Raw genomic sequence first — 21016 nt, 5'->3', positions numbered from 1 at the left:
ATGCGATACCTGATCCGCGCGAATGAACATTGGATATGTATTTCACATTTTCATGCTTCGTCTTGTTGCATTCTTCGGGCCGCACTTTCAGCTTTCTCTGAAAGCCGGAAATTTGGCACCGGTGTATCCGGTCTTGCCGTATCTGCACGAAAGATGATTACTGAGCCGCCCGATCAGATCGGGTGCGGCGATTTCACGTTGGGGCCGGTCAGGGAGGGTTGCTTCTTCTGGTCGTCTTTGCAGGCTGGGCCAAACGCCAAATACGGCCCGACAGAGACATTGTGAACCGACTTAGGCAGGCAGTTCACCCGATCAGGATGAACTCGACATTCTTCCATGCAAAGGTGCGTGTCTCGATTTGGGGGGGGCGGCAGATGCCTTGGCAACATCCTCGTCAAAGGCCTGTAACGACCATTCATGCAGGAGGCCTTCTATCTCAAAGACATCAACGATGGCTTCAAGGTTCGACGTGTCGTCAAGGACGGGAAGAGGTTCTGTAATTCCGAACGATCGCATGCTTCTGTTGAGCGCAAGACACCCTAGGAGGCATATTGGTAAGGTTGGGGCCCGAAATTGGTGGCATGAAACCTTCCCCGCACGCACCATAACAGAAGCGCTTAACAGTCCGAATAATCGGGACCTCTTCCCCCCCATTTGAAGAACAAGCTAAGCTTAATTTGAAGACGTCTCGGGGGATCGGTGCATAGGGCGCAACCCGTTGGCGACAGGCCCGCCTGAAAATTGCGCGAAGCTGTCGATTGGACCGTCGTTGCCGGCTCCCGCGTGGGGGCGAAATTTGTGCTGGCGATGACACAATTGATACAAATCGAGGTAGTGACCTAGAATAGAAAATCGGGTTGGCTTGAAGCTCTCTGCGCTTTGGAACCCTATCACGGGAGAAGCTGGAGCAATAACAGCAAGGCGAGCCATATCCGATGACGACACGCACAGACGCACGCAATTCTCTTTCTTCGGTCTCGGAGGCCGTTGACATGCTTGAAGAAGGGTTTGTTCTGTTTGATCGAGACTTGGCATTGGTTCTTGCCAACAAAAGCTACGCCCAGATGCTTGGTCCCCACAGTGATCTATTGGTGCCAGGGACTCCGATGCAGGATATCATCGGGTGTGCAGTAGCCAGCGGCCGTGTGAAGATTCTGCGCGGCGCAGAAAACGGCATGGGCGCCTTTCTTGCCGCGCTGAAATCAGTGGAAACCGCAAGGATCGAAGTGAGTGTTGCCGATGGCACAGAGCGTGAGATCAGACTTTCGAGATTGAGCGACGGCGGATTGGTTGGCAACGTCAAGGACATCACCCATGAGCGCACGACCGAGGCCCGCGCGCGGGAACTCCTGAACAAAGTGATCGATGATGTAGAGTTCGGTATCGCATTGATCGACGATGATGATCGGCTCGTCTTCTCGAACCGGAGGTTTCGAGAAATGACCGATCCCTCCGCAGTCTTTGTTGAGCCCGGAATCCCGATTTCAGAGGTTTATGAACGATCTATCGAAAAGGGAACTTTTCGTGCTCCGGAAGGAATGGCGCAGGAAGAGTTGCGGGACGCCCTTAGCCATTTGATCCGAACCGCTGCGAAGGGCTTTTCAATTACCAGTGCAAACGGTCGCGAGATCGTCGGAAACGTCTATGACACGGTGCTACAAGGCCGATTGCTAACGCTTGAGGATGTGACGGATCAGCTGCGCGCTGAACGGCTCTTTACAGATGCGGTTGCCCGTTTGCCTGTTGGCGTTGCCATTGAGGAAGCAGACGGGAATTTGTTTCATTGCAACGAGGCATTTTCCTCTCCATTCGGATATAGACCTGCGGAGCTTCTGGCGCTGTCTGACAGTGAGCGGTTCTTGGCATTGGCACCACAAATCCAGGCCATTGCCGGGCAAGAAGTCGGAGACCGTGGTGGCGAGTTGTTTGCGCAGGCCATTCACAATCAACGGGAAAACCTTGAGCCGATGGAGGTCTATTTCAGAAACGGCCGGCATTATCTTGTTGAACGGGCTGTGACCGAAGATGACGGGCGCGTTGTCGTGGTGACGGACACAACAGCGCTCAAAGAAGCGGAGCAGCGAAGTCTGCAAACTCTGAACGACACCCTTCAGTCTTTGGAAGAGGGTATCGCCGTTTTTGATCGAGACGCGGGGTTCGTGCTTGGCAATAGGCGCCTCAGACACCTGTTTTTTGACACCATAGAACCGCCGCGCACAGGAGAGACACTTTCCGGCCTGTGGAGCCGATTGGTGCGAGGCGGAGTGATCAAAGTACCGGATGGTGTGACGCCAGAGAACTACATTGTCGATCTCGATCATTTTGCAACCGAGTTTCGAAAGGGCGAAACCATTCATCTGAGGGATGGGCGCACGTTGCTTGCCTCGACCCATTGGACGGAAAAGGAGCGGTATCTTCTTTCGTTTGTGGACGTCACCGAACAGCGCCGTGCAGAAGCGGAGCAGCGGGAGGCGGACCTTCTTTTGCACAAGATTGTCGAGGCTTGCCCTGCAAATTTCCTCGTTTCGAGGATCGACGACGGCAAAATCATCTATTGCCCGCCGCTCTCGCGGGAACGGTTTGGGAACATTGAAAGCACCCTGAGCTTTTTCTTAACCCCGCAGGACCGCCAGGCCTATCTGGATGCCTTGTTGCCGACGGGCTCTCTTGATGACTACCGTGTACAATTTCTGCGCGGCGACGGGTCTGTTATGCAAGGCATCACAGCGGCGCGCGTGACAGAGTACAAAGGGGAACAAGTGATTGTGTCCTCGACGCGGGACATTTCGGATCTTCTGGCGATGCAGGAAGAGTTACAGCAGCAACGTGAGGCGGCGCACCAATCAGAAAAGCTCTCGGCCTTGGGAGAATTGCTGGCAGGGGTGGCGCATGAACTCAACAACCCTTTGTCCATTATTGTTGGATACGCCCAGATGCTGGAAGGGCGGCTTAAAGACGAAAAGCTAAGTAAACGCGTGGATCGCATTGCCGAAGCGGCCGAACGCAGTTCCAGAATTGTACGTGCGTTTCTTGCCATGGCGCGGCAACGGCCCACCAAAGTGGAACGGTGCTCGCTGAATGATATTGCCTTAGCGGCGCTGGATGTTGCTGGCTATGGGTTGCGGGCCAACGGGACAAACGTCATCACCGATTTGGATGAGACTTTGCCGGACATTTCCGGTGATGCCGACCAGTTGGTGCAAGTTTTTTCGAACCTGATTGTGAATGCGGAACATACGCTCGCCCCAATGGGCAGTGCGGGCGAGTTGTTGATCCGGTCCTATTTTGACGGCGCGGCCCAGCAGTCGGTTGTCGAGATAAGAGACAATGGCCCGGGAATTCCGGAGGCGATACAAGCACGCATTTTCGAACCGTTTTTCACGACAAAAGATGTCGGTAAAGGAACAGGGATTGGTCTGGCATTTAGCCACAGGATTATTGACGCCCATGGGGGGCGACTGGAATTGCAATCGGACGAGGGAGAAAAGACGAGTTTCTTTGTGCGTCTGGATCTGCCCAATGGGCCAGAGCCTATGAGCGACGAGGTGCAAAGCACAAATGCAGAGGCTCTTGCCCGTCGTGTTCTGGTCGTGGATGACGAGGAAATCGTCGGGGAATTGCTCTGCGATATGCTCGAAGACCTGAACTGTGAACCTGTTCTCGCAACCGATCCCCGTTTCGCTCTGGAACTCCTGGCGCATGAAGCGTTCGATCTTGTGCTCAGCGATTTCAAGATGCCGGACATGAATGGCGCGCAGCTTTACAAGGCAATCGCAGACACCCTTCCACAGTACGCGGACCGGATCGGGTTTGTGACCGGTGACACACTTGGCAGCGACGCCTATCGTTTCTTTTCGCAGTATCAAAAGCCGCATATCGAGAAACCAATTCTGCGCGATGAACTGGCTGAACTGGTTGAACACCTGTCGGATCATGGAGGTCGGAAGTGATGTCTGGGATGGACAAAAAGACGGTTCTCGTTTGCGACGACGAGATTCATCTGCGCGAAATGCTGGCGGAGTATTTCACGGAGCGGGGGTTTTCCGTGGTTGAGGCCGAACATGCGGACGCGATGTTTGCTGCAGTTGCCGCGAGCCCGCCAGACATCATTGTTCTCGACATCAACATGCCAGGAACCGACGGCCTCACGGCTTTGCGAGAGCTTCGCGCAGATTCGATGATCCCTGTCATCATGCTTTCGGCGGCCGGCGAAGTTGTTGACCGTATCGTTGGACTGGAAATGGGCGCTGACGATTATGTGGCCAAACCGGTAGACCTGCGCGAGCTTGAAGCTCGTATTAAGGCGGCGTTGCGTCGGCTGGACGTGTCCGATGCCTCAACAACCAAGAAGGCCAAAACGGGTGGAACGGTTCCCTTTGGTCGTTGTCGACTTGATCTCGATGGCGCGAAACTGTTTGCCGAAGATGGCACGGAAATCATGATTACCGCGATGGAGTTCAGCCTCTTGCGCGTTTTTGCCCAAAACCGCGGGCGGGTCCTTAATCGCGATCAATTGCTGGAACAGGCCCATGATCGAGGTTGGGAGCACTATGACCGCTCGATCGACCTCCGTATTTCCCGTTTGCGTCGCAAAATCGAAGTGCATCCAACGAAACCTGAGACCATTCGAACGGTGCGGGGGCTGGGGTATATCTTCGACTAGTTGTCGCGTGCCAAAAAAAGCGCGCAAAATAATCTTTGCGCGCTTTTTTCCTGATTGGGCATTGTGTTCAGAGACGACTGGAAAGCCGGCTCCGAAGCTTTGCTTAGAAGAGGAACATGTCGTTCGCAGTCAGGTCGACATGTCCGATTAGTGTCAGAGACAGGTCCGCAGTGAGTCCGTTGTCGTCGCGCACGTAGATGTTCGTGACCGCGCCGTAGATGTCACTTTGGCTCTGCTCAAAGTAGACCTCTGCGCCCGGAGAGTTTGAGAAGCCGTCTTGTTCGCCAAGATAGGTCGCTCCGGCAAAGTCCTGAAACACAAGCAAGTCACCTCCGGAAACGAAATCTTCGATCACATCCATTGGCCCGCCGGACGTTCCGCCGCTGTCTCCGGTTTCAAAATAGAACACGTCGAAACCCGTCCCGCCGATCATATAGTCGCCGATCTCGCCGTCTTCGTTTGTACCGCCATAAATGGCATCATTGCCGGTTCCACCTTGAATGTAATCGTTCCCGAGACCACCGAACAATTCATCATTGCCATCGCCGCCGCGAATAGTGTCGCTGCCGGAGTCTCCTTCGATCTGGTCATCACCGGTTCCGCCGTTCATCTCGTCGTTGCCGCTGCCGCCATCCATCCTGTCGTTGCTGGCACCGCCATTCATGTAGTCGTTGCCCTGCGCCCCGACCATGACATCGGCACCGCCGCCGCCCTCCATGTGGTCGTCGCCTGATCCGCCCTGAAGCAGGTCATTGCCGATGCCACCAAAGACTTGGTCGTTGCCATCTCCTCCGATGATAGTGTCCGCGCCCTCATCGCCCCAAAGCAAGTCGTTTCCGTTGCCGCCGTCGATGCTGTCATCGCCGCCATCACCGTGAACAACGTCGAAATTTTCGCCGCCCTCAATGCGGTCATCCCCTTCGCCACCACGGAACATGTCGTTTCCGTGACCACCAAGCAGAATATCATTTCCGTGACCCCCGTCGAGCGTATCATTGCCCACATCTCCGACCATCACATCGCTGCCGATGCCGCCATAAAGCTCGTCATTGCCATCCATACCGAGAATGAAGTCATTGCCAGCACCGCCATAGGCCACGTCGTTGCCATCGTAGAGATAGATGTCATCATCGCCCCAAAGCCCCCAGGCACGATCGACGCCGTCCGTGCCGTGAAACTCGTTCTGTCCTCCCCAATCCATCCAGATGCTCGCTGGCGTGATATTCAGGCCATTTGGGATCAAGGGCGAGAATGGTGAGAGAATGTTGAGAAAAGAATTGAACCGTGCGGCCATGTTATCGTCGATAACGAATGTCGGTTCGGTTGGTTCTGGCCGCTCCTCCTCACGGGTTTCGCCTTCCCGGCGACTGCTATCCGAAGTGTCTTGAAGCGCATCGTTTTCCGAGCGGTCCTCTTCGCGCCGCCTAGGGCTGCGGTTTTCCTCTTCGACGTCGCGCCGAGACGCGGTTTTTTCCGCGCGTTTGGCGTGCCCGTTCCAATCCAACGACGTCGAAAATGGTTTAAGAAATCTAAATGCCATCTGTGCGACCCTTTCCTCACTAAATATGTTTCGGTCCTGTTCAGGGTGCGGAGACCCCGGCACCTCAAAACGGAGTGGGCCCAGATTGGCGGAGGTTTGTGTCACTAAAGAATTGCGGAAAGGAGAGTTTTGTAAGGTTTGTATCAGTTTGGTTTTAGAGGCGTGTCCGCTGATACAATTGGCGCTCAAGCCTTTTGAGCCAGCGGGCCTTGGGGCGGTCCTGGTGGGCGATAGAGTGGGGATGCAAGCGGGTCACACTGTTGAAAATAGGAGTCGCGGTTTTTTTGACCTGCTAGAAAGAGACGCGTAGGATCAAAGGGAATTTAGCCAAATTGTTTCGGGAGAATGGATATGCATCAATCAATTCTAATGCGCCTTGGCCAAGGCGCCGCGGCCGGTGCGTTTGTTATGGCGGCGGGCACGGTCTCCGCTCAGGAAAACAACGCGCGGTTTTATGGCTTTCTGAACCCGATCATTGTCAGTGTGGATGACGGGTTCTCAACCAACACGCAACTTGTCGACAACTCGAACGCGCCAAGCCGGATCGGCCTTTGGTGGGAAACCGGGATGGCGTCAGGAACGTTGAAATTCAATTTTGAAACGGCGCTGGGCATTCGGGGTGCGACCAGTATCAGTCAGGGCACACCGGATCCCGATTTCCTAAACTACACCCGCGCCAGCCTGCGGAAGGTCGAATTCATTTACGAAGGCAACTTCGGGACCATCTCTCTGGGTCAGGGCAGCATGTCGACAGACGGCATGGCCGGAGCGGATCTCTCCGGAACCGGGTTCATCTCGACGCGGTCAATCTCGGACTTGTCGGCGGGGTATTCTTTCCGCGTCGCGGGAACTGGTGCGACCAACCCCGGGCGCACGGTCGGCGGCGTTTTCAACGACTTTGACGGCGGGCGTTTGGGACGCCTGCGCTATGACACGCCCCGCTTTGGTGGAGGCTTCGCGGTTGGTGCCTCGGTCGGTGAGAATATTCTTGTCAGCGGTGCGGACGATCTGAACTATGATATTTCTCTGTTTTATGATGCAGATAGAGGCGGCATGAAATATTCCGGCCGCCTTGGTGCGGGCTGGGTTGATGGCGCCAACGGCAATCCTGACAACACAAGCGTCGTTGGCTCGTTCAGCGCGCTGCATCTGGACAGCGGCATCAATGGTACGTTGGTTGCGGGGTGGCGTGACAACAGCGGGTTGGGCAGCAACTATGTCTATACCAAACTCGGTGTGCGGCGCGACTGGCTCAGCTGGGGCGAAACCCGCCTCTCGGCGGACTTCTTTTGGGGCAATGACAGTGTGATTTCCGGCGACAACGGGTTCACATGGGGCTTGCAAGGCACCCAGGTGATCGAAAGCGCCAATATGGAGGTCTATGTCAGCTATCGTCAGCACCAGTATGAAGAACCGGGTGTGAGCTATGAGGATGTCGGTGTCTGGGGCATTGGCGGGCGTTGGTTCTGGTAATTTCACCAGTCTGTGAAACATGAGGCGACCCGCCCGGCAGAGAACCTGCCGGGCGGGTCTCTTTTTGCGGCCTTTGCCCTTGCGCCGCCGGGCTGTGGCAACTAGAAGAGGCCAGATTTTTTTGACCGTGCGCGGGGTGAGTCCCGCGCACCGCTACTTATGGGGTATCCTGATGCAGGTCACCGAGACGCTGAACGAAGGTCTGAAGCGCGGCTACAACATCGTTGTGACTGCAGCGGAGCTGGACGACAAAGTTAAAGAAAAGCTGGTTGAAGCGCAGCCGGAAATCGAAATGAAAGGTTTCCGCAAAGGCAAAGTGCCAATGCCGATCCTGCGCAAGCAGTTCGGTGAGCGTCTGCTGGGTGAAGCGATGCAGGAAGCTGTTGACGGTGCGATGAACAAGCACTTTGAAGACAGCGGCGACCGCCCTGCGTTGCAGCCGAAAGTTGAGATGAAAAACGGCGAAGAGTGGAAGCCGGGTTCCGACGTTGAAGTCGAAATGTCCTATGAAGCGCTGCCGGAAATTCCGGAAGTTGAGCTGAAGGGTATCAAGCTGGAGAAGCTGGTTGTTAAGGCCGACGACGCGGCTGTTGACGAAGCGCTGGCAAACCTCGCGGAAACCGCGCAGGACTTCAAAGCGCGTCGCAAAGGTTCCAAAGCCAAAGACGGCGACCAGGTTGTCATGGACTTCGTGGGCCGTATCGACGGTGAAGCGTTTGACGGTGGTGCAGGCGAGGACTTCCCGCTGGTGCTGGGTTCCGGTCAGTTCATCCCCGGCTTTGAAGAGCAGCTGGTTGGCGTGAAAGCCGAAGAAGAAAAAGACGTGACTGTGAACTTCCCTGAAGAGTACGGCGCGGAAAACCTCGCGGGCAAAGAAGCCGTGTTCTCTTGCACCATCAAAGAGGTGAAAGAACCGGTTGCTGCGGAAATCAACGACGAGCTGGCGCAGAAGTTTGGTGCAGAAGACCTCGCGGGCCTGAAGGGTCAGGTTTCCGAGCGTTTGGAAGCAGAATATGCTGGCGCGGCACGTGCCGTGACCAAGCGCGCGTTGCTGGACGAGTTGGACAAGCTGGTGTCCTTTGACCTGCCGCCGAGCCTTGTAGAAGCGGAAGCGGGCCAGATCGCGCATCAGCTGTGGCACGAAGAAAATCCGGAAGTGGAAGGTCACGACCACCCGGAAATCGAGCCGACGGACGAGCACAACACTCTGGCCGAGCGCCGCGTGCGTCTGGGCCTGCTGCTGGCAGAACTGGGTCAGAAAGCCGAAGTTGAAGTGACCGACGCGGAAATGACCCAAGCGATCATGAACCAGGCACGTCAGTACCCGGGTCAGGAACGTCAGTTCTTTGAGTTCGTGCAGCAGAACGCACAGATGCAGCAGCAACTGCGCGCTCCGATCTTTGAAGACAAAGTTGTGGACTATGTTCTGGAGCTTGCAGAAGTTTCCGAAAAAGAAGTCGATAAAGACGCGCTTGAGAAAGCAGTTGAGTCTCTGGACGACGAATAAGTCCCTGACACTGCATCGATTTTGAGAAGGCCGTTCCAGATTGGGGCGGCCTTTTTGTTTGGGGGAGAGGGCGGTGTGGAGGTTCCAGGGCGATGCCCTGAGCAGAGTGACACCGCGTTCTGTTTGACGGGGTCCTTCGGGTTTGTTCTGCATGAGGCAAACAGGAGGAACGGGTATGAGTTACACGGCATTTGACCGCGAGACATTTGAGGCGTTTAGGGCGATGGATCGGGAAGGTCCGATTCACATGCTCAATCTGGTAAAGCTGCGCGACACGGCGAACTACGAAGACGGGCGCCATGCCAGCGGCAAGGAAGCCTATGCTGCCTATGGCAAGGAGAGCGCACCGGTTTTTGCACGTCTGGGCGGCAAGATCGTTTGGCGCGGGGCGCAGGAAATGGTGGTGATCGGGCCAAGCGATGAGCATTGGGATTTGTGCTTTATCGCGGAATACCCGAGTCCGCAGGCCTTTGTGGACATGCTGGGTGATCCGGACTACCGCAAGGCGATACCACACCGTCAGGCAGCCGTGGCCGACAGCCGCCTGATCCGAATGGCGCCGATCCCGCTGGGCGGAAACTTTGGGGAATAGACAAAGCGGCGTTCGGTTGCGCCGCCCCGTTCTTAGTGACCGCTTAGGACGAGGTTTTGCACTGGCATGAGAAGCACCTGAAGGCGCAGAATTGCTGCGTGTACCAGACCGACCGCATCCACCGCGTGCAGGGCCAGTTTTTGGCCCGACGACAGGGCGGGATCGTCCAGCTTGTCGTGATTGTTTGTATAGGCGTTGGCAACGCATTTTGACCCTGGTGGAATCAATTCTGTCTGATCGGGGTAGAGCGGCTCCATGATTGCGATGATGGAACCGGGTTTGGGGTGGTTGGCTGGATCAATCAGCTGTTCCTGTGTTCGGAATTGCCCCGAGGGGATCACGTCCTGAATTTGTACGATCACCATTGGATAAATCTTGAACGGGCGCGACATGCAGCTGATCTCGGCCAGCATTCCGTCATAAAGCACGGGGCCGGTCAGCTGGCCAAAGGCGGCCTGAAAACGATTTTCGCCGGAGTCAGCCGGGACAAGTACACCCGCTGGCCGCACAAAGGGGTTCACGATGTCGCCGGGAAAGAGGCCGAATTGCTCCATATGCCCGTCGACGCTGGCGTAGACGGTGGTTTTGGCAATGGCGGTTTCCGCTTCGGCCAGTTGTGCTTCTGCGCTGGCGCGTTGAGCGGGCAGTTGCACGTCAATCTTGTCCTGCACCGCCTGTAGGCCGGCCTCTGCGGCCTCGACCGCGGCTTCGCGTTGGTCGATCAGGTTTTCCAGCCGCTCGACCTCGCGTTCTGAAACGGCGGCAGATCCGCGGGTGAAGAGCGTGTTGGTGCGGCCATATTCGTCTCGAGACTGTTCCAGCGCGGCTTCGGCTTGATGGAGGCGTGCCTCTGCGCTGTCGAGTTCGGAGGCGGCCACTTCGATTGCCGCGTCGATCTCGGCGATGCGGGCGCGGGCGGTGTTGGCGGCGGCCTCGGATTTTTCGGAATCCATTTTGAAGAGCTTGTCACCGGCTTTTACAAAGTCGCCGTTTCGCACATGGACCTCTTCGACCCGACCGAGCGCTTCGGGCATCACGGCGATGGCACGGAAGTAGCTGATGACGTTGCTTGAGGACGGGTGGAAGTAAAAGATCACGGTGATCAGGCTGACGGTCAGGATCAGGCAGGATGTGATGCCCCAACGCAATTCATACCACATTGTGAAGACTGAGAGATCTTCGCCCCAGCGTTTGCCTTGTCGATAGCGACGAAACAGGTAGTCGGGCAGGATTGTGAGCAAGGAACAGAGGAAGAATTCGATCATTTTTCTGCCTCCTCGTCGGCTGCTTCGGGGGCCGTGGGTTCGGGAGGGGTGTCATGATGATGAGGGCGGGTGGTCTGCATCTCGAAGGGTGGTTCGGTTGCACCTGTGGCCCGGTCCAGCGCGTTTGAAATACGTTGCAGCGGCGTCAGGAAGTCAGGCAGATTGACGGCCGCCAGCAGAAGCGCAAGAATCCAGAAAGCATTGTTGTGGGTGAAAAGCGCGAGGAGCGCGAGGATCGAGATGATCTGAATTTGAGTGCTGCCCACCCCGTGTGCCATTTGTTCGGGCAGGGCGTGTAGCCGGAGATAGGAAACGCCAGCCAATAGCACGAGCAAGACGACAAAGACCGCCATCGCCACCAGAAAAGGATCAGAGCCGTCGGCATTTGGCATCCATGTAGGGATGAAATGGGGGGCCATCGGGTGCATGGCAGTGTCGCTGGGAGTGGCCATCGGGTGCTCCGTATCGGTTCCGTAATTGCAAATTAAAGCCAGACTAGGCCACAGGCGGCTTTGCCTCAAGCGCGGTGCCGGCTTTGCAGCTAGGGGGCGAGGCCGGTTTCTTTGAGGAGGCCAGCTTTTTTGGCCTCGGGGTAGTACCCTTTTGCATAAAGAAACACCGCACGATCATAGTCACCGCCAGCGACCAAAAGCGCGCCGCGGAGGTATTTGACCGCGTATGTCAGATTGGTTTCTGCATCCAGAAGGCCGGATCGGTCGCCCTGATAGCCCATGCCACGGGCGGTGGGCAGTTGAATTTGCATCAGACCGATGTTGGGCCCGTTTGTTGCGCGCGGGTTGTGGGTGCTTTCGCGGATGATCACGCGATGCACGAGATCGCGCGGCACACCGTAGTGATCGGACCATGTGTTGATTAAGACCCGCAGTTCCGGCGTTTCATTGGGGAAGAGCGGCGGGTTGTATCCTTCAGGCTCGGGTGTTGCGCAGCCTGCGACGGGCAGGGCGGCCAGAAAGGCAAGGAAGGCGCGGCGGGACAGGGCGGCGGTCATGGCATTTCCTTGGTTAGGAATGTGGATGACCAGTTTGGCGGAGTTTGCACAAAAAGAAAGGCCGCGTCCCAATGAGGGGCGCGGCCTGCGATTTTTCGCTGAGAGGAGAATTACTTCTCTTCTTCAGGCTGAGCGTCGTCTTCAGCAGGAGCGTCTTCGACCAGATCGTCGTCGTCAGACGCGGCTGCGCCGATGTCGTCAAACAGTTCTGCGATTTCGAATTCTGCTTCTGCTTCTGCTTCTGCGGCCAGTTCCTGAATAGATTTGCCGGAGGCTTGCAGCTCGGCTTCTTCTTCGGAGCGGGCAACGTTGAGGTGGATGGTGACATCCACTTCGGGGTGCAGCAGGACGTGAACGGCGTGCAGACCCAGGTCTTTGATCGGCTTGGCCAGAACAACCTGTTTCTTGTCCACGGTGAAACCTGCTTCAGTTGCCGCATCAGCTGCGTCACGCGGGGTGACGGAGCCGTAGAGGGCACCAGCGTCGGAGGCGGAGCGAATCACGATGAACTGTTCGCCATCGAGTTTCGTTGCCAGAGCTTCGGCTTCTTTCTTGGTTTCCAGGTTGTGCGCTTCGAGCTGCGCTTTCTGGGCTTCGAAGGAAGCAACGTTGGCCGCAGATGCGGTCAGCGCTTTGCCTTGGGGCAGCAGGAAGTTGCGAGCGTAGCCGGACTTAACGTCAACGACGTCGCCCATCTGGCCAAGCTTGGCAACACGTTCGAGAAGGATAACTTGCATCTGTCAGGTCTCCTTACTTCACTGCGTAGGGCAGCAGGGCGAGGAAGCGGGCGCGCTTGATAGCACGGGCCAGTTCACGCTGTTTCTTTGCCGAAACTGCGGTGATGCGCGAAGGCACGATCTTGCCACGCTCAGAGATGTAGCGTTGCAGCAGTTTGGTGTCTTTGTAGTCGATCTTCGGCGCGTTGTCGCCCGAGAAGGGGCAAACCTTACGACGGCGGAAAAACGGTTTTGCAGCCATGACTTAGTGTCCTTTCTTCAAGCGATCAGGAGCGGCGCTCGCGACGGTTGTCGCGTTCGTCACGTTTCTGCATTTGAACAGACGGGCCTTCTGCGTGCTCATCGACCTTGATGGTCAGAACGCGCATTACGTCGTCATGCAGGCGCATCAGGCGTTCCATTTCCTGAACGGCCGAAGCAGGTGCGTCGGTTTTCAGGAAGGCGTAGTGGCCCTTGCGGTTTTTGTTGATCTTGTAGGCCATCGTCTTGACGCCCCAGTACTCGGATTCAACGACGTTGCCGCCATTGTCTGCGAGGACGGTGCCAAAATGTTCGACGAGGCTCTCTGCTTGCGCGTTGGACAGGTCCTGGCGCGAGATGAAAACATGCTCATACAGCGGCATGTGCTCTCCATTCATTTTAGAGGCGCATTTCAAAGAGCGGGGCAAACAAGCCCTTCGCACCCCACCCACGAGAGACTGCGCGGTTCAGATATTTGCGAAGGAAGCCGTCATATAGCGGATTTTGGGCGCGGCGCAACCCCGAACCTGCCTTGTTTTGCAGGGCTACGGAGTGGCTGGCAAAAGCGGTCCGGCACTGTGATTTCGCGAATGTGCCCCAATCTCGCCCGATTTTGGGAAGAGGTTAACACGAAAGCGGTATCCCTGATGAAGCGGGAGTTCAAAAAAATGATAGCTCTATCAACCTTTATGGAAGAGGCCCGGTCCCGGGTGGCAACAGTCGAAGGCAAGTCGCATCCTTTTGGTGTGCGGGCGGCCTCGGTGTTTTTTGGTTTCACCTTTATTTGGGCCGGCGTGGGTCTCTGGCTGGTGCCGGGGCTGGATATGACACCTTATGTGTTGCTGGCAAAAATGGGTCTGTCGATCCTGATGGTGACTGCGGGCGTGGGCATGACACAGATCGCCACTGAGAAGCCGCGCAAAGAGTTGCATTTTGACGCGCGTAACCGTCAGCTTTTGGTTTTGGAAAGCCTGCCGCGCGAGCGGATGCATGTCATTCAAACGATCAATTATGAAGACATCGCACGCGTGGACATCAGCGACCGAATGCTTGAGGTGAGCGGCGATTGCGGCAAAACGCTGGTAAGCTTGCAGCTTGATGGCGAACACGCGCGGCTTGATGCAGTGGCGCAACTGCGCAGTCAGGCAATTTTTCCCTGCTGAGAGGGGCGATCATCAAGGTATCGAAACGGCGTGAGGTGACTCGCGCCGTTTTTGATTGGGGGTGCCGTTAGGGCAGCTATCTGCGCTTCGGCTGGCGGATTTCGCGCAATCCCGTTGCGCCAAGCCATGTGGCGCGGTATTCCCGCACCAAAGAAAACGTGAGGAGGCCGCGAATGAGCCGCGCATTTGTATTTCCGGGACAGGGTGCTCAGACCATCGGTATGGGGCAGGCGCTTGCCCAAGCATACCCGCAGGCGAAAGCCGTGTTTGACGAGGTGGATGAAGCACTGGGAGAAAGCCTGAGCGCGCTGATCTGGGAAGGGGAGCAGGACGTTCTGACCCTGACGCAGAATGCACAGCCGGCGTTGATGGCGACCTCGCTAGCGGCGATGAAGGCGCTTGAGACTGAGGGTGTGACCATTGCGGCCGCGTCCTGTGTGGCGGGACATTCACTTGGTGAATATTCAGCACTGGCAGCGGCTGGGGCGCTGAGCATTGGTGATACGGCGCGTCTGTTGCGGACCCGTGGCGAAGCGATGCAGGCTGCGGTGCCCGTGGGCGAAGGCGCGATGGCGGCCATTCTGGGGCTGGATTTCGCAGCCGTGCAAGAGGTGGCCGAGGCGGCCGCGCAAGGCGACGTCTGTCAGGCGGCCAATGACAACGATCCAACACAGGTTGTGGTTTCCGGTGCCAAGGCAGCAGTGGAACGTGCTGCCGAGATCGCCAAAGAAAAAGGCGCGCGTCGCGCGGTTATGCTGCCAGTGAGCGCTCCGTTTCACTGTGCATTGATGCAGCCTGCGGCGGACGTAATGGCTGAGGCCTTGGCTGGCGTGGAGATCAAGGCGCCGGCGGTGCCGGTGATTGCCAATGTACGCGCGGCGGCAGTGAGTGATCCGGCGGAGATCCAAAAGCTACTGGTGGAACAGGTGACGGGCTCTGTGCGTTGGCGCGAATCGGTGGTGACGATGGCTGCCGAGGGCGTGACCGAGTTCTGGGAAATCGGGGCGGGCAAGGCGCTTTCGGGCATGATCCGTAAGATTGACCGCGCCAATGGGGTGCGCGCCGTGGGCACGCCTGATGATGTGAAAGCCGCTGTAGAAGCGCTGAACGCTTAAGCAATAGGGACATAGAAATGTTTGATCTGACTGGAAAAACAGCGCTGGTGACAGGCGCATCGGGCGGCATTGGTGGCGCAATTGCCAAGGCGCTGCACGCTGCGGGGGCAACCGTTGGTCTGTCTGGCACCCGTGTGGAGCCGCTTGAAGCTTTGGCTGCGGAACTTGGCGAGCGCGCGCATGTGTTGCCGTGCAACCTTGGTGACGGGGCGGCTGTGGATGCGCTTCCGAAACAGGCGATTGAGGCCATGGGCAGCGTCGACATTCTGGTAAACAATGCGGGCATCACCCGTGACCAGATTTTCATGCGCATGAGCGACGAAGAGTGGCAGAGCGTGATTGACGTGAACCTGACCAGCGCCATGCGCTTGTGCCGCGGTGTGATGCGTCCGATGATGAAATCCCGCTGGGGTCGGATCATCAACATCAGCTCGATCGTGGGCGCGACGGGCAACCCCGGCCAGGTGAACTATGCGGCCTCTAAGGCGGGCATGGTTGGGATGACCAAATCCATTGCTTATGAGGTCGCAAGCCGGGGAATCACCGCAAACGCGATTGCGCCAGGGTTCATTGCAACCGCGATGACTGACAAGCTGACGGATGATCAGAAAGACAAGATCAACACGCAAATTCCTGCCAATCGCATGGGGTCTGCTGACGAAATTGCAGCGGCGGTTCTGTATCTCGCCAGCAACGAAGCCGGTTATGTCACAGGTTCCACCTTGCATGTGAACGGCGGCATGGCCATGTTGTAAGCGCAGGCGGCCTCAGAAACGGGGCCGCCGCTGTCGTCGGGGAAAGCGTTTGCGTCGAAAGGCGGATGTGCTATAGGCGGCACAGAATTTCTCCGGGAGCCTTTGCGGCGCTTGGAGACTTACCGGTAAGCCGGACCAAAACCGCCCTACGAATTCGGGGCATATACCATTCCTGCCGACCGGTAGGGGAGCAACTCGGGCCTAGTGCCCATACGAATGAGGAATTGACATGAGCGACGTCGCAGACCGCGTAAAAAAGATCGTTGTAGAGCACCTGGGTGTGGAAGAAGACAAAGTTGTTGAAGCAGCTTCCTTCATCGACGATCTGGGCGCAGACAGCCTGGACACCGTGGAACTGGTTATGGCCTTCGAAGAAGAGTTCGGCATCGAGATCCCGGACGACGCAGCCGAAACCATCCAGACTTTCGGCGACGCCGTGAAGTTCATCACCGAAGCTTCCTAAGCTCGGTATCCGGAGCAGCCCCAAGGGGCCGCGTCGGAGCGTAGATAGAAACGCCCGTTGCGCAACAGACGCAGCGGGCGTTTTCTTTTGGTGCCTTTTGGGCGCGAGATGGGGCAGCTTTCGCCGCCCAAACTATTGCTCATGATGGCGGATACGCGCTAAGAGCAGGAAAAGACTTCTGAGGAAGGGCATAGAAAATGCGTCGTGTTGTTGTCACCGGGCTTGGGCTCGTCACTCCTTTGGCTTCCGGTGTGGAAGAAAGCTGGTCTCGTATTCTGGACGGTCAGTCCGGAGCGGGCACTATCACCCGTTTTAATCCAGAGCGGGTCACTACGAAATACGCTTGTGAAGTGCCGTATGGCGACGGGACTGACGGGACTTTCAACCCTGATGATTTCATGGCTCCGAAAGAGCGCCGCAAAGTGGATGACTTCATCCTCTACGGCATGGCTGCTTCGCAGATGGCTGTGGAAGATTCCGGTTGGATGCCCGAGGACATGGACTCGTTGGAGCGCACCGGTGTGATGATCGGCTCCGGGATTGGCGGGCTTCAGTCTATTGAACAGACCACGTTGATGATGGCCGAGAAAGGCCCGCGTCGTGTGTCGCCATTCTTTATTCCTGGCGCGCTGATCAACCTGATCTCGGGTCAGGTGAGCATCAAATACGGCTTCAAAGGCCCGAACCACTCGGTTGTGACTGCCTGTTCCACAGGTGCGCACGCGATTGGCGATGCGGCGCGTTTGATTGCCAGCGATGATGCGGACGTCATGGTTGCTGGTGGCGGCGAGGCGGCGATCTGTGAGATCGGTATTGCCGGTTTCAACGCCTGTAAGGCGCTGTCGACGCAGCACGCTGATGATCCCAAGAAAGCGAGCCGTCCCTATGACGCGGACCGTGACGGATTTGTCATGGGCGAAGGCGCAGGCATCGTGGTTCTGGAAGAATACGAGCATGCCAAGGCGCGCGGTGCGAAGATTTACGCAGAAGTGCTGGGCTATGGCCTGTCGGGCGATGCCTATCACATCACCGCACCTGCGGAATCGGGCGAGGGTGGTGAACGCTCTATGCGCGCGGCGCTGAAGAAGGCGGGTCTTGAGCCGAAAGACATCGACTATATCAACGCACACGGCACCTCGACGATGGCGGATACCATCGAACTGGGCGCGGTAGAACGTATGATGGGCGAGCATGCCGGCAAAGTGACCATGTCCTCGACCAAATCGATGACCGGCCACCTGTTGGGTGCGGCTGGTGCGATTGAAGCGATCTTCTCGATCCTTGCGATCCGTGATCAAGTGGCTCCGCCTACGATCAATTTGGACAATCAGGCGGTTGAGACCGCTATTGATCTGGCACCAAACAAGAAAGTCGAACGTGAAATCAATGTCGCCCTGTCCAACAGCTTTGGCTTTGGCGGCACCAACGCGTCGGTGATCTTTGGAAAGGTTGACTGATGTGGCGCCATATCGCGTCTAACGCAGTCACGTTTTTGGTGGTGGCCCTGTTCCTTGTGGGCGGGGTCATTTTGCTGGGTCAGAACACCTATCGCGCCGAAGGGCCGCTTGAGGACGCTGTGTGTTTGCGGGTGCAACCCGGTTCGAACATGAGCCGCGTTTCGGCCGATCTTGAGGACAAGGGGGCGATTGCCAATGGCACCCTGTTCCGGTTGGGGGCTGATTACTCTGACAAAGCGGACAAGCTGAAGGCGGGAAGTTTTCTGGTGCCAGAAAAGGCATCGATGGAGCAGATTGTCGACATCGTAACCCGTGGCGGCGCAAGCACATGCGGCACCGAAGTGGTGTATCGCGTGGGTGTGACCCGCAAACAGGTGCAGGTGCGTGAGCTTGATCCGGCGACGGGGCGGTTTATTGAAGTGGCGGAGTTCAACCCAGCCGAAGATGAAACGCCCGAGGCCTTCACCAAGGTGCGCGATCAGGCCGACACGCGCTATCGCATTGCGGTCGCCGAGGGCGTGACTAGCTGGCAGGTGATGGATGCGCTCAATGGCATTGAATTGCTCAGCGGCGAGATCGACCAGCCCGAAGAAGGGGCGCTGGCGCCTGACAGCTATGAAGTGCGCGTGGGTGACACGCGCGAAAGCGTGATTGCGCGGATGGAAGACGCGCAGGCGGTGTTGCTGAATGCAGCTTGGGAGGCACGGGCCGACGACGTGCCGCTGAACTCGCCGGAAGAGTTGTTGATCCTTGCCTCGATCATTGAGAAAGAGACCGGTGTGCCGGAAGAGCGGCGTCAGGTGGCGAGCGTGTTTGCGAACCGTCTGGATCGCGGGATGCGTCTTCAGACCGACCCGACGGTGATCTATGGCATCACCAAAGGGGTGGGCGTGTTGGGCCGTGGGTTGCGCCAAAGCGAACTGCGCGGGCCGACGCCTTGGAACACCTATGTGATCCAAGGATTGCCGCCGACACCAATTGCCAACCCTGGTCGAGCGAGCCTTGAGGCTGCGGCCAATCCGGATGAAACGCCCTATATCTTCTTTGTGGCCGATGGCACGGGCGGACATGCCTTTGCCGAGACTTTGGCAGAGCACAACGCCAATGTGGCGGAGTGGCGCAAGATCGAAGCGGAGCGGGCCAACAGCGACAATTGATGTTGCTGGCCAGCGGCTTGGCGCGCGCGGTGGGGTAAGGCCCCGCACACGGACATAGCTTATCAGCAGTGGCGCAGATCCACGATGCTGGAAGACACGCAGAAAGCGGCTTCGGATCATCCGGAGCCGCTTTTTCGTGTTGCTTGTGCGGAGGGGCAAAAACGCATGAGAGGCAATGAGCACCTATGACCCCAACAGAAACGTCAAAGCAGGCTTTGACGCTGGATCCGGAGATTGCCGCGCTTAGGGACGCGCTGCGCTCGGCGACGGATGATTTGATTGAGATGTGTCGGCAGCTTCGGTCTGCCGGTCGGCTTTTGCCCGAAAACACGGGCGAGGTTTTGTACGAGGTGCGCCAATGCGTGCGCTTGGCGATGGAGGCGGAAAGTGACCTTGAACAACGCGACAAACAGCAAGGGGCCGGTCGGATTGGCCCCGACATCGACCTTGAGCGGGCACGGACTTCGATCCGGTGCCGACTGGATCGCCTCCGCACCTGCCACGGTGCAGGCGGAGTTTCTGGACGGTCTGAGTGAGGAAGAGCTTCTGGCGCTGCCGTTCCTGTTTGATTTCTGGGCTTTGCCGCATCAGATGCCGCCGGAAGGCGATTGGAAAACATGGGTCATTCTCGGCGGGCGCGGCGCGGGCAAGACTCGGGCAGGGGCCGAATGGGTGCGCTCCAAGGTTGAGGGCGCGGGGCCGCTGGACAGTGGCGCGGCGCGGCGGGTGGCTTTGGTGGGCGAAACCATTGATCAGGTGCGCGAGGTGATGATTTTTGGCGAGAGCGGGCTGTTGGCCTGTTCTCCGCCGGATCGGCGCCCAACATGGGAGGCGGGGCGCAAGCGGTTGGTGTGGCCCAACGGGGCGGTGGCACAGGCGTTTTCGGCCCACGATCCCGAAGGGCTGCGCGGGCCGCAGTTTGATGCGGCTTGGGTCGATGAGTTGGCAAAGTGGCGCAATGGTCAGGCGACTTGGGATCAGTTGCAGTTCGGGCTGCGACTTGGGGCGCATCCGCAGCAATGCGTGACGACGACGCCGCGCAACGTGGGCGTTCTTAAGCGGCTATTGAAGGCGACCAGTACGGTGCAAACGGCGGCGCCGACGGAGGCCAATCGGGCCAATCTGGCGGAGAGTTTTCTGGAAGAGGTACGCGCGCGGTATGCGGGCACGCGGCTAGGACGGCAGGAGCTTGACGGGCATCTGCTGGAGGATCGCGAGGGCGCCTTGTGGACGCGGGCGATGTTGGATTCAGGACGGCTGGCCGATGTGCCGGAGCTGGACCGCATTGTCGTGGCGGTTGATCCGCCGGTGACGGGCCATGCGGGGTCGGATGAATGCGGGATCGTGGTCGCCGGTGTGATCGCCAAGGGGCCGGTGCAGAACTGGCGGGCGGTGGTGCTGGATGACGCCACGGTGCGGGCGGCAACGCCGGATGCCTGGGCGCGGGTGGCGCTGGCGGCGATGGAAGCATGGGGCGCGGAGCGGCTGGTGGCGGAGGTCAATCAGGGCGGCGATCTGGTGCAGTCGGTGATCAATCAGGTGGACCCTTTGGTGCCGTTCAAGGCGGTGCGCGCGACGCGCGGCAAGGTGGCGAGGGCGGAGCCTGTGGCGGCGCTCTATGAGCAGGGTCGCGTGGCGCATATGCACGATCTGGATGCGTTGGAGGATCAGATGTGCGCGATGACGGGACAAGGCTTTGACGGCAAGGGATCGCCCGACCGCGTGGATGCGCTTGTGTGGGCTTTGACGGAATTGGTGATTGAACCCGCCGCAAGTTGGCGCCGGCCAAGGATGCGTGCGCTGTAAGGTATTGAAATTAAGGCGCAACGGGGACCGTGCGAGGTGGTCGGAACACTTTAAGGAAAATGGTTCAGAACTGT

The 21016-nt window shown here is 57.8% G+C and carries 21 protein-coding genes; 13 read left to right on the top strand and 8 right to left on the bottom strand.

What is annotated here, in order from left to right; genetic code table 11:
* Window positions 1–173: 173 nt before the first annotated feature.
* Window positions 174–338 carry a hypothetical protein gene (locus BM069_RS19915; RefSeq protein WP_212611506.1) on the bottom strand — a complete coding sequence of 55 codons (165 nt, stop codon included), beginning with the start codon at window positions 336–338 and terminating at the stop codon, window positions 174–176.
* A 597-nt stretch (window positions 339–935) separates the two neighbouring features.
* Between BM069_RS19915 and BM069_RS04910 the strand changes: the two genes are divergently transcribed.
* Both BM069_RS04910 and BM069_RS04905 read left to right on the top strand, forming a co-directional pair.
* Window positions 936–3950: a PAS-domain containing protein gene (locus tag BM069_RS04910; RefSeq protein WP_093320943.1), complete on the top strand. Its 3015-nt coding sequence runs from the start codon at window positions 936–938 to the stop codon at window positions 3948–3950.
* A complete protein-coding gene (locus BM069_RS04905) occupies window positions 3950–4663 on the top strand; it encodes a response regulator (protein WP_244503527.1) in 714 nt (237 codons plus the stop codon). The genes BM069_RS04910 and BM069_RS04905 overlap by 1 nt, the downstream gene beginning before the upstream one ends.
* A 103-nt stretch (window positions 4664–4766) precedes the next feature.
* Here BM069_RS04905 and BM069_RS04900 read toward each other — a convergent pair whose 3' ends face one another.
* Window positions 4767–6203: a calcium-binding protein gene (locus tag BM069_RS04900; protein ID WP_093320940.1), complete on the bottom strand. Its 1437-nt coding sequence runs from the start codon at window positions 6201–6203 to the stop codon at window positions 4767–4769.
* Window positions 6204–6554: 351 nt separating this feature from the next.
* Between BM069_RS04900 and BM069_RS04895 the strand changes: the two genes are divergently transcribed.
* The 3 genes from BM069_RS04895 (at window position 6555) to BM069_RS04885 (ending at window position 9775) form a co-directional block, all read left to right on the top strand.
* Window positions 6555–7676, top strand: a complete 1122-nt coding sequence (locus BM069_RS04895) for a porin (protein ID WP_139216136.1) — start codon at window positions 6555–6557, stop codon at window positions 7674–7676.
* Between the two features lie 172 nt (window positions 7677–7848).
* Complete coding sequence (gene tig / locus BM069_RS04890) at window positions 7849–9183, top strand: trigger factor (RefSeq protein ID WP_093320935.1); 1335 nt, start codon at window positions 7849–7851, stop codon at window positions 9181–9183.
* Window positions 9184–9358: 175 nt separating this feature from the next.
* Window positions 9359–9775, top strand: a complete 417-nt coding sequence (locus tag BM069_RS04885) for a DUF1330 domain-containing protein (RefSeq protein ID WP_093320932.1) — start codon at window positions 9359–9361, stop codon at window positions 9773–9775.
* A 32-nt stretch (window positions 9776–9807) separates the two neighbouring features.
* Here BM069_RS04885 and BM069_RS04880 read toward each other — a convergent pair whose 3' ends face one another.
* The 6 genes from BM069_RS04880 to rpsF all read right to left on the bottom strand — a co-directional run bounded on the left by BM069_RS04880 (window position 9808) and on the right by rpsF (window position 13409).
* Window positions 9808–11040, bottom strand: a complete 1233-nt coding sequence (locus BM069_RS04880; protein WP_093320929.1) for an HlyD family secretion protein — start codon at window positions 11038–11040, stop codon at window positions 9808–9810.
* On the bottom strand, window positions 11037–11492 hold the full coding sequence (locus BM069_RS04875; protein ID WP_093320926.1) for a hypothetical protein: 456 nt from the start codon (window positions 11490–11492) through the stop codon (window positions 11037–11039). The genes BM069_RS04880 and BM069_RS04875 overlap by 4 nt, the downstream gene beginning before the upstream one ends.
* A gap of 89 nt (window positions 11493–11581) precedes the next feature.
* Window positions 11582–12049, bottom strand: a complete 468-nt coding sequence (locus tag BM069_RS04870) for a lytic transglycosylase domain-containing protein (protein ID WP_093320923.1) — start codon at window positions 12047–12049, stop codon at window positions 11582–11584.
* A gap of 110 nt (window positions 12050–12159) precedes the next feature.
* Window positions 12160–12786 (bottom strand): 50S ribosomal protein L9, encoded by a 627-nt coding sequence (rplI, locus tag BM069_RS04865; protein ID WP_093320922.1) that lies wholly within the window; start codon window positions 12784–12786, stop codon window positions 12160–12162.
* A gap of 13 nt (window positions 12787–12799) precedes the next feature.
* The gene (rpsR, locus tag BM069_RS04860; protein ID WP_008328567.1) at window positions 12800–13027 is read right to left on the bottom strand and encodes a 30S ribosomal protein S18; all 228 of its coding nucleotides are present in this window, start codon (window positions 13025–13027) and stop codon (window positions 12800–12802) included.
* A 25-nt stretch (window positions 13028–13052) separates the two neighbouring features.
* Complete coding sequence (rpsF, locus tag BM069_RS04855; protein ID WP_093320919.1) at window positions 13053–13409, bottom strand: 30S ribosomal protein S6; 357 nt, start codon at window positions 13407–13409, stop codon at window positions 13053–13055.
* 285 nt (window positions 13410–13694) lie between these two features.
* Between rpsF and BM069_RS04850 the strand changes: the two genes are divergently transcribed.
* From BM069_RS04850 to BM069_RS04815, 8 genes are all read left to right on the top strand, one after another.
* A complete protein-coding gene (locus BM069_RS04850) occupies window positions 13695–14189 on the top strand; it encodes a hypothetical protein (protein ID WP_139216135.1) in 495 nt (164 codons plus the stop codon).
* A gap of 173 nt (window positions 14190–14362) precedes the next feature.
* Window positions 14363–15304 carry an ACP S-malonyltransferase gene (gene fabD / locus BM069_RS04845; protein WP_093320914.1) on the top strand — a complete coding sequence of 314 codons (942 nt, stop codon included), beginning with the start codon at window positions 14363–14365 and terminating at the stop codon, window positions 15302–15304.
* Window positions 15305–15321: 17 nt separating this feature from the next.
* On the top strand, window positions 15322–16059 hold the full coding sequence (gene fabG, locus BM069_RS04840; RefSeq protein WP_093320909.1) for a 3-oxoacyl-[acyl-carrier-protein] reductase: 738 nt from the start codon (window positions 15322–15324) through the stop codon (window positions 16057–16059).
* A 229-nt stretch (window positions 16060–16288) separates the two neighbouring features.
* Window positions 16289–16522: an acyl carrier protein gene (locus tag BM069_RS04835; RefSeq protein ID WP_054001569.1), complete on the top strand. Its 234-nt coding sequence runs from the start codon at window positions 16289–16291 to the stop codon at window positions 16520–16522.
* A 197-nt stretch (window positions 16523–16719) separates the two neighbouring features.
* Complete coding sequence (gene fabF / locus BM069_RS04830; RefSeq protein ID WP_093320908.1) at window positions 16720–17979, top strand: beta-ketoacyl-ACP synthase II; 1260 nt, start codon at window positions 16720–16722, stop codon at window positions 17977–17979.
* Window positions 17979–19136 (top strand): endolytic transglycosylase MltG, encoded by a 1158-nt coding sequence (mltG, locus tag BM069_RS04825; RefSeq protein ID WP_093320905.1) that lies wholly within the window; start codon window positions 17979–17981, stop codon window positions 19134–19136. Before fabF ends, mltG begins: the two co-directional genes overlap by 1 nt.
* A 185-nt stretch (window positions 19137–19321) precedes the next feature.
* Complete coding sequence (locus BM069_RS19770) at window positions 19322–19672, top strand: hypothetical protein (protein ID WP_093320903.1); 351 nt, start codon at window positions 19322–19324, stop codon at window positions 19670–19672.
* Window positions 19584–20942: a DNA-packaging protein gene (locus BM069_RS04815; RefSeq protein ID WP_483151444.1), complete on the top strand. Its 1359-nt coding sequence runs from the start codon at window positions 19584–19586 to the stop codon at window positions 20940–20942. The genes BM069_RS19770 and BM069_RS04815 overlap by 89 nt, the downstream gene beginning before the upstream one ends.
* Window positions 20943–21016 lie beyond the last annotated feature (74 nt).

The organism is Shimia haliotis, assembly GCF_900114415.1.
Taxonomy (GTDB): domain Bacteria; phylum Pseudomonadota; class Alphaproteobacteria; order Rhodobacterales; family Rhodobacteraceae; genus Shimia; species Shimia haliotis.
Note: the sequence above shows the minus strand (reverse complement) of the source record. Positions and strands in the feature narration are given on the sequence as shown.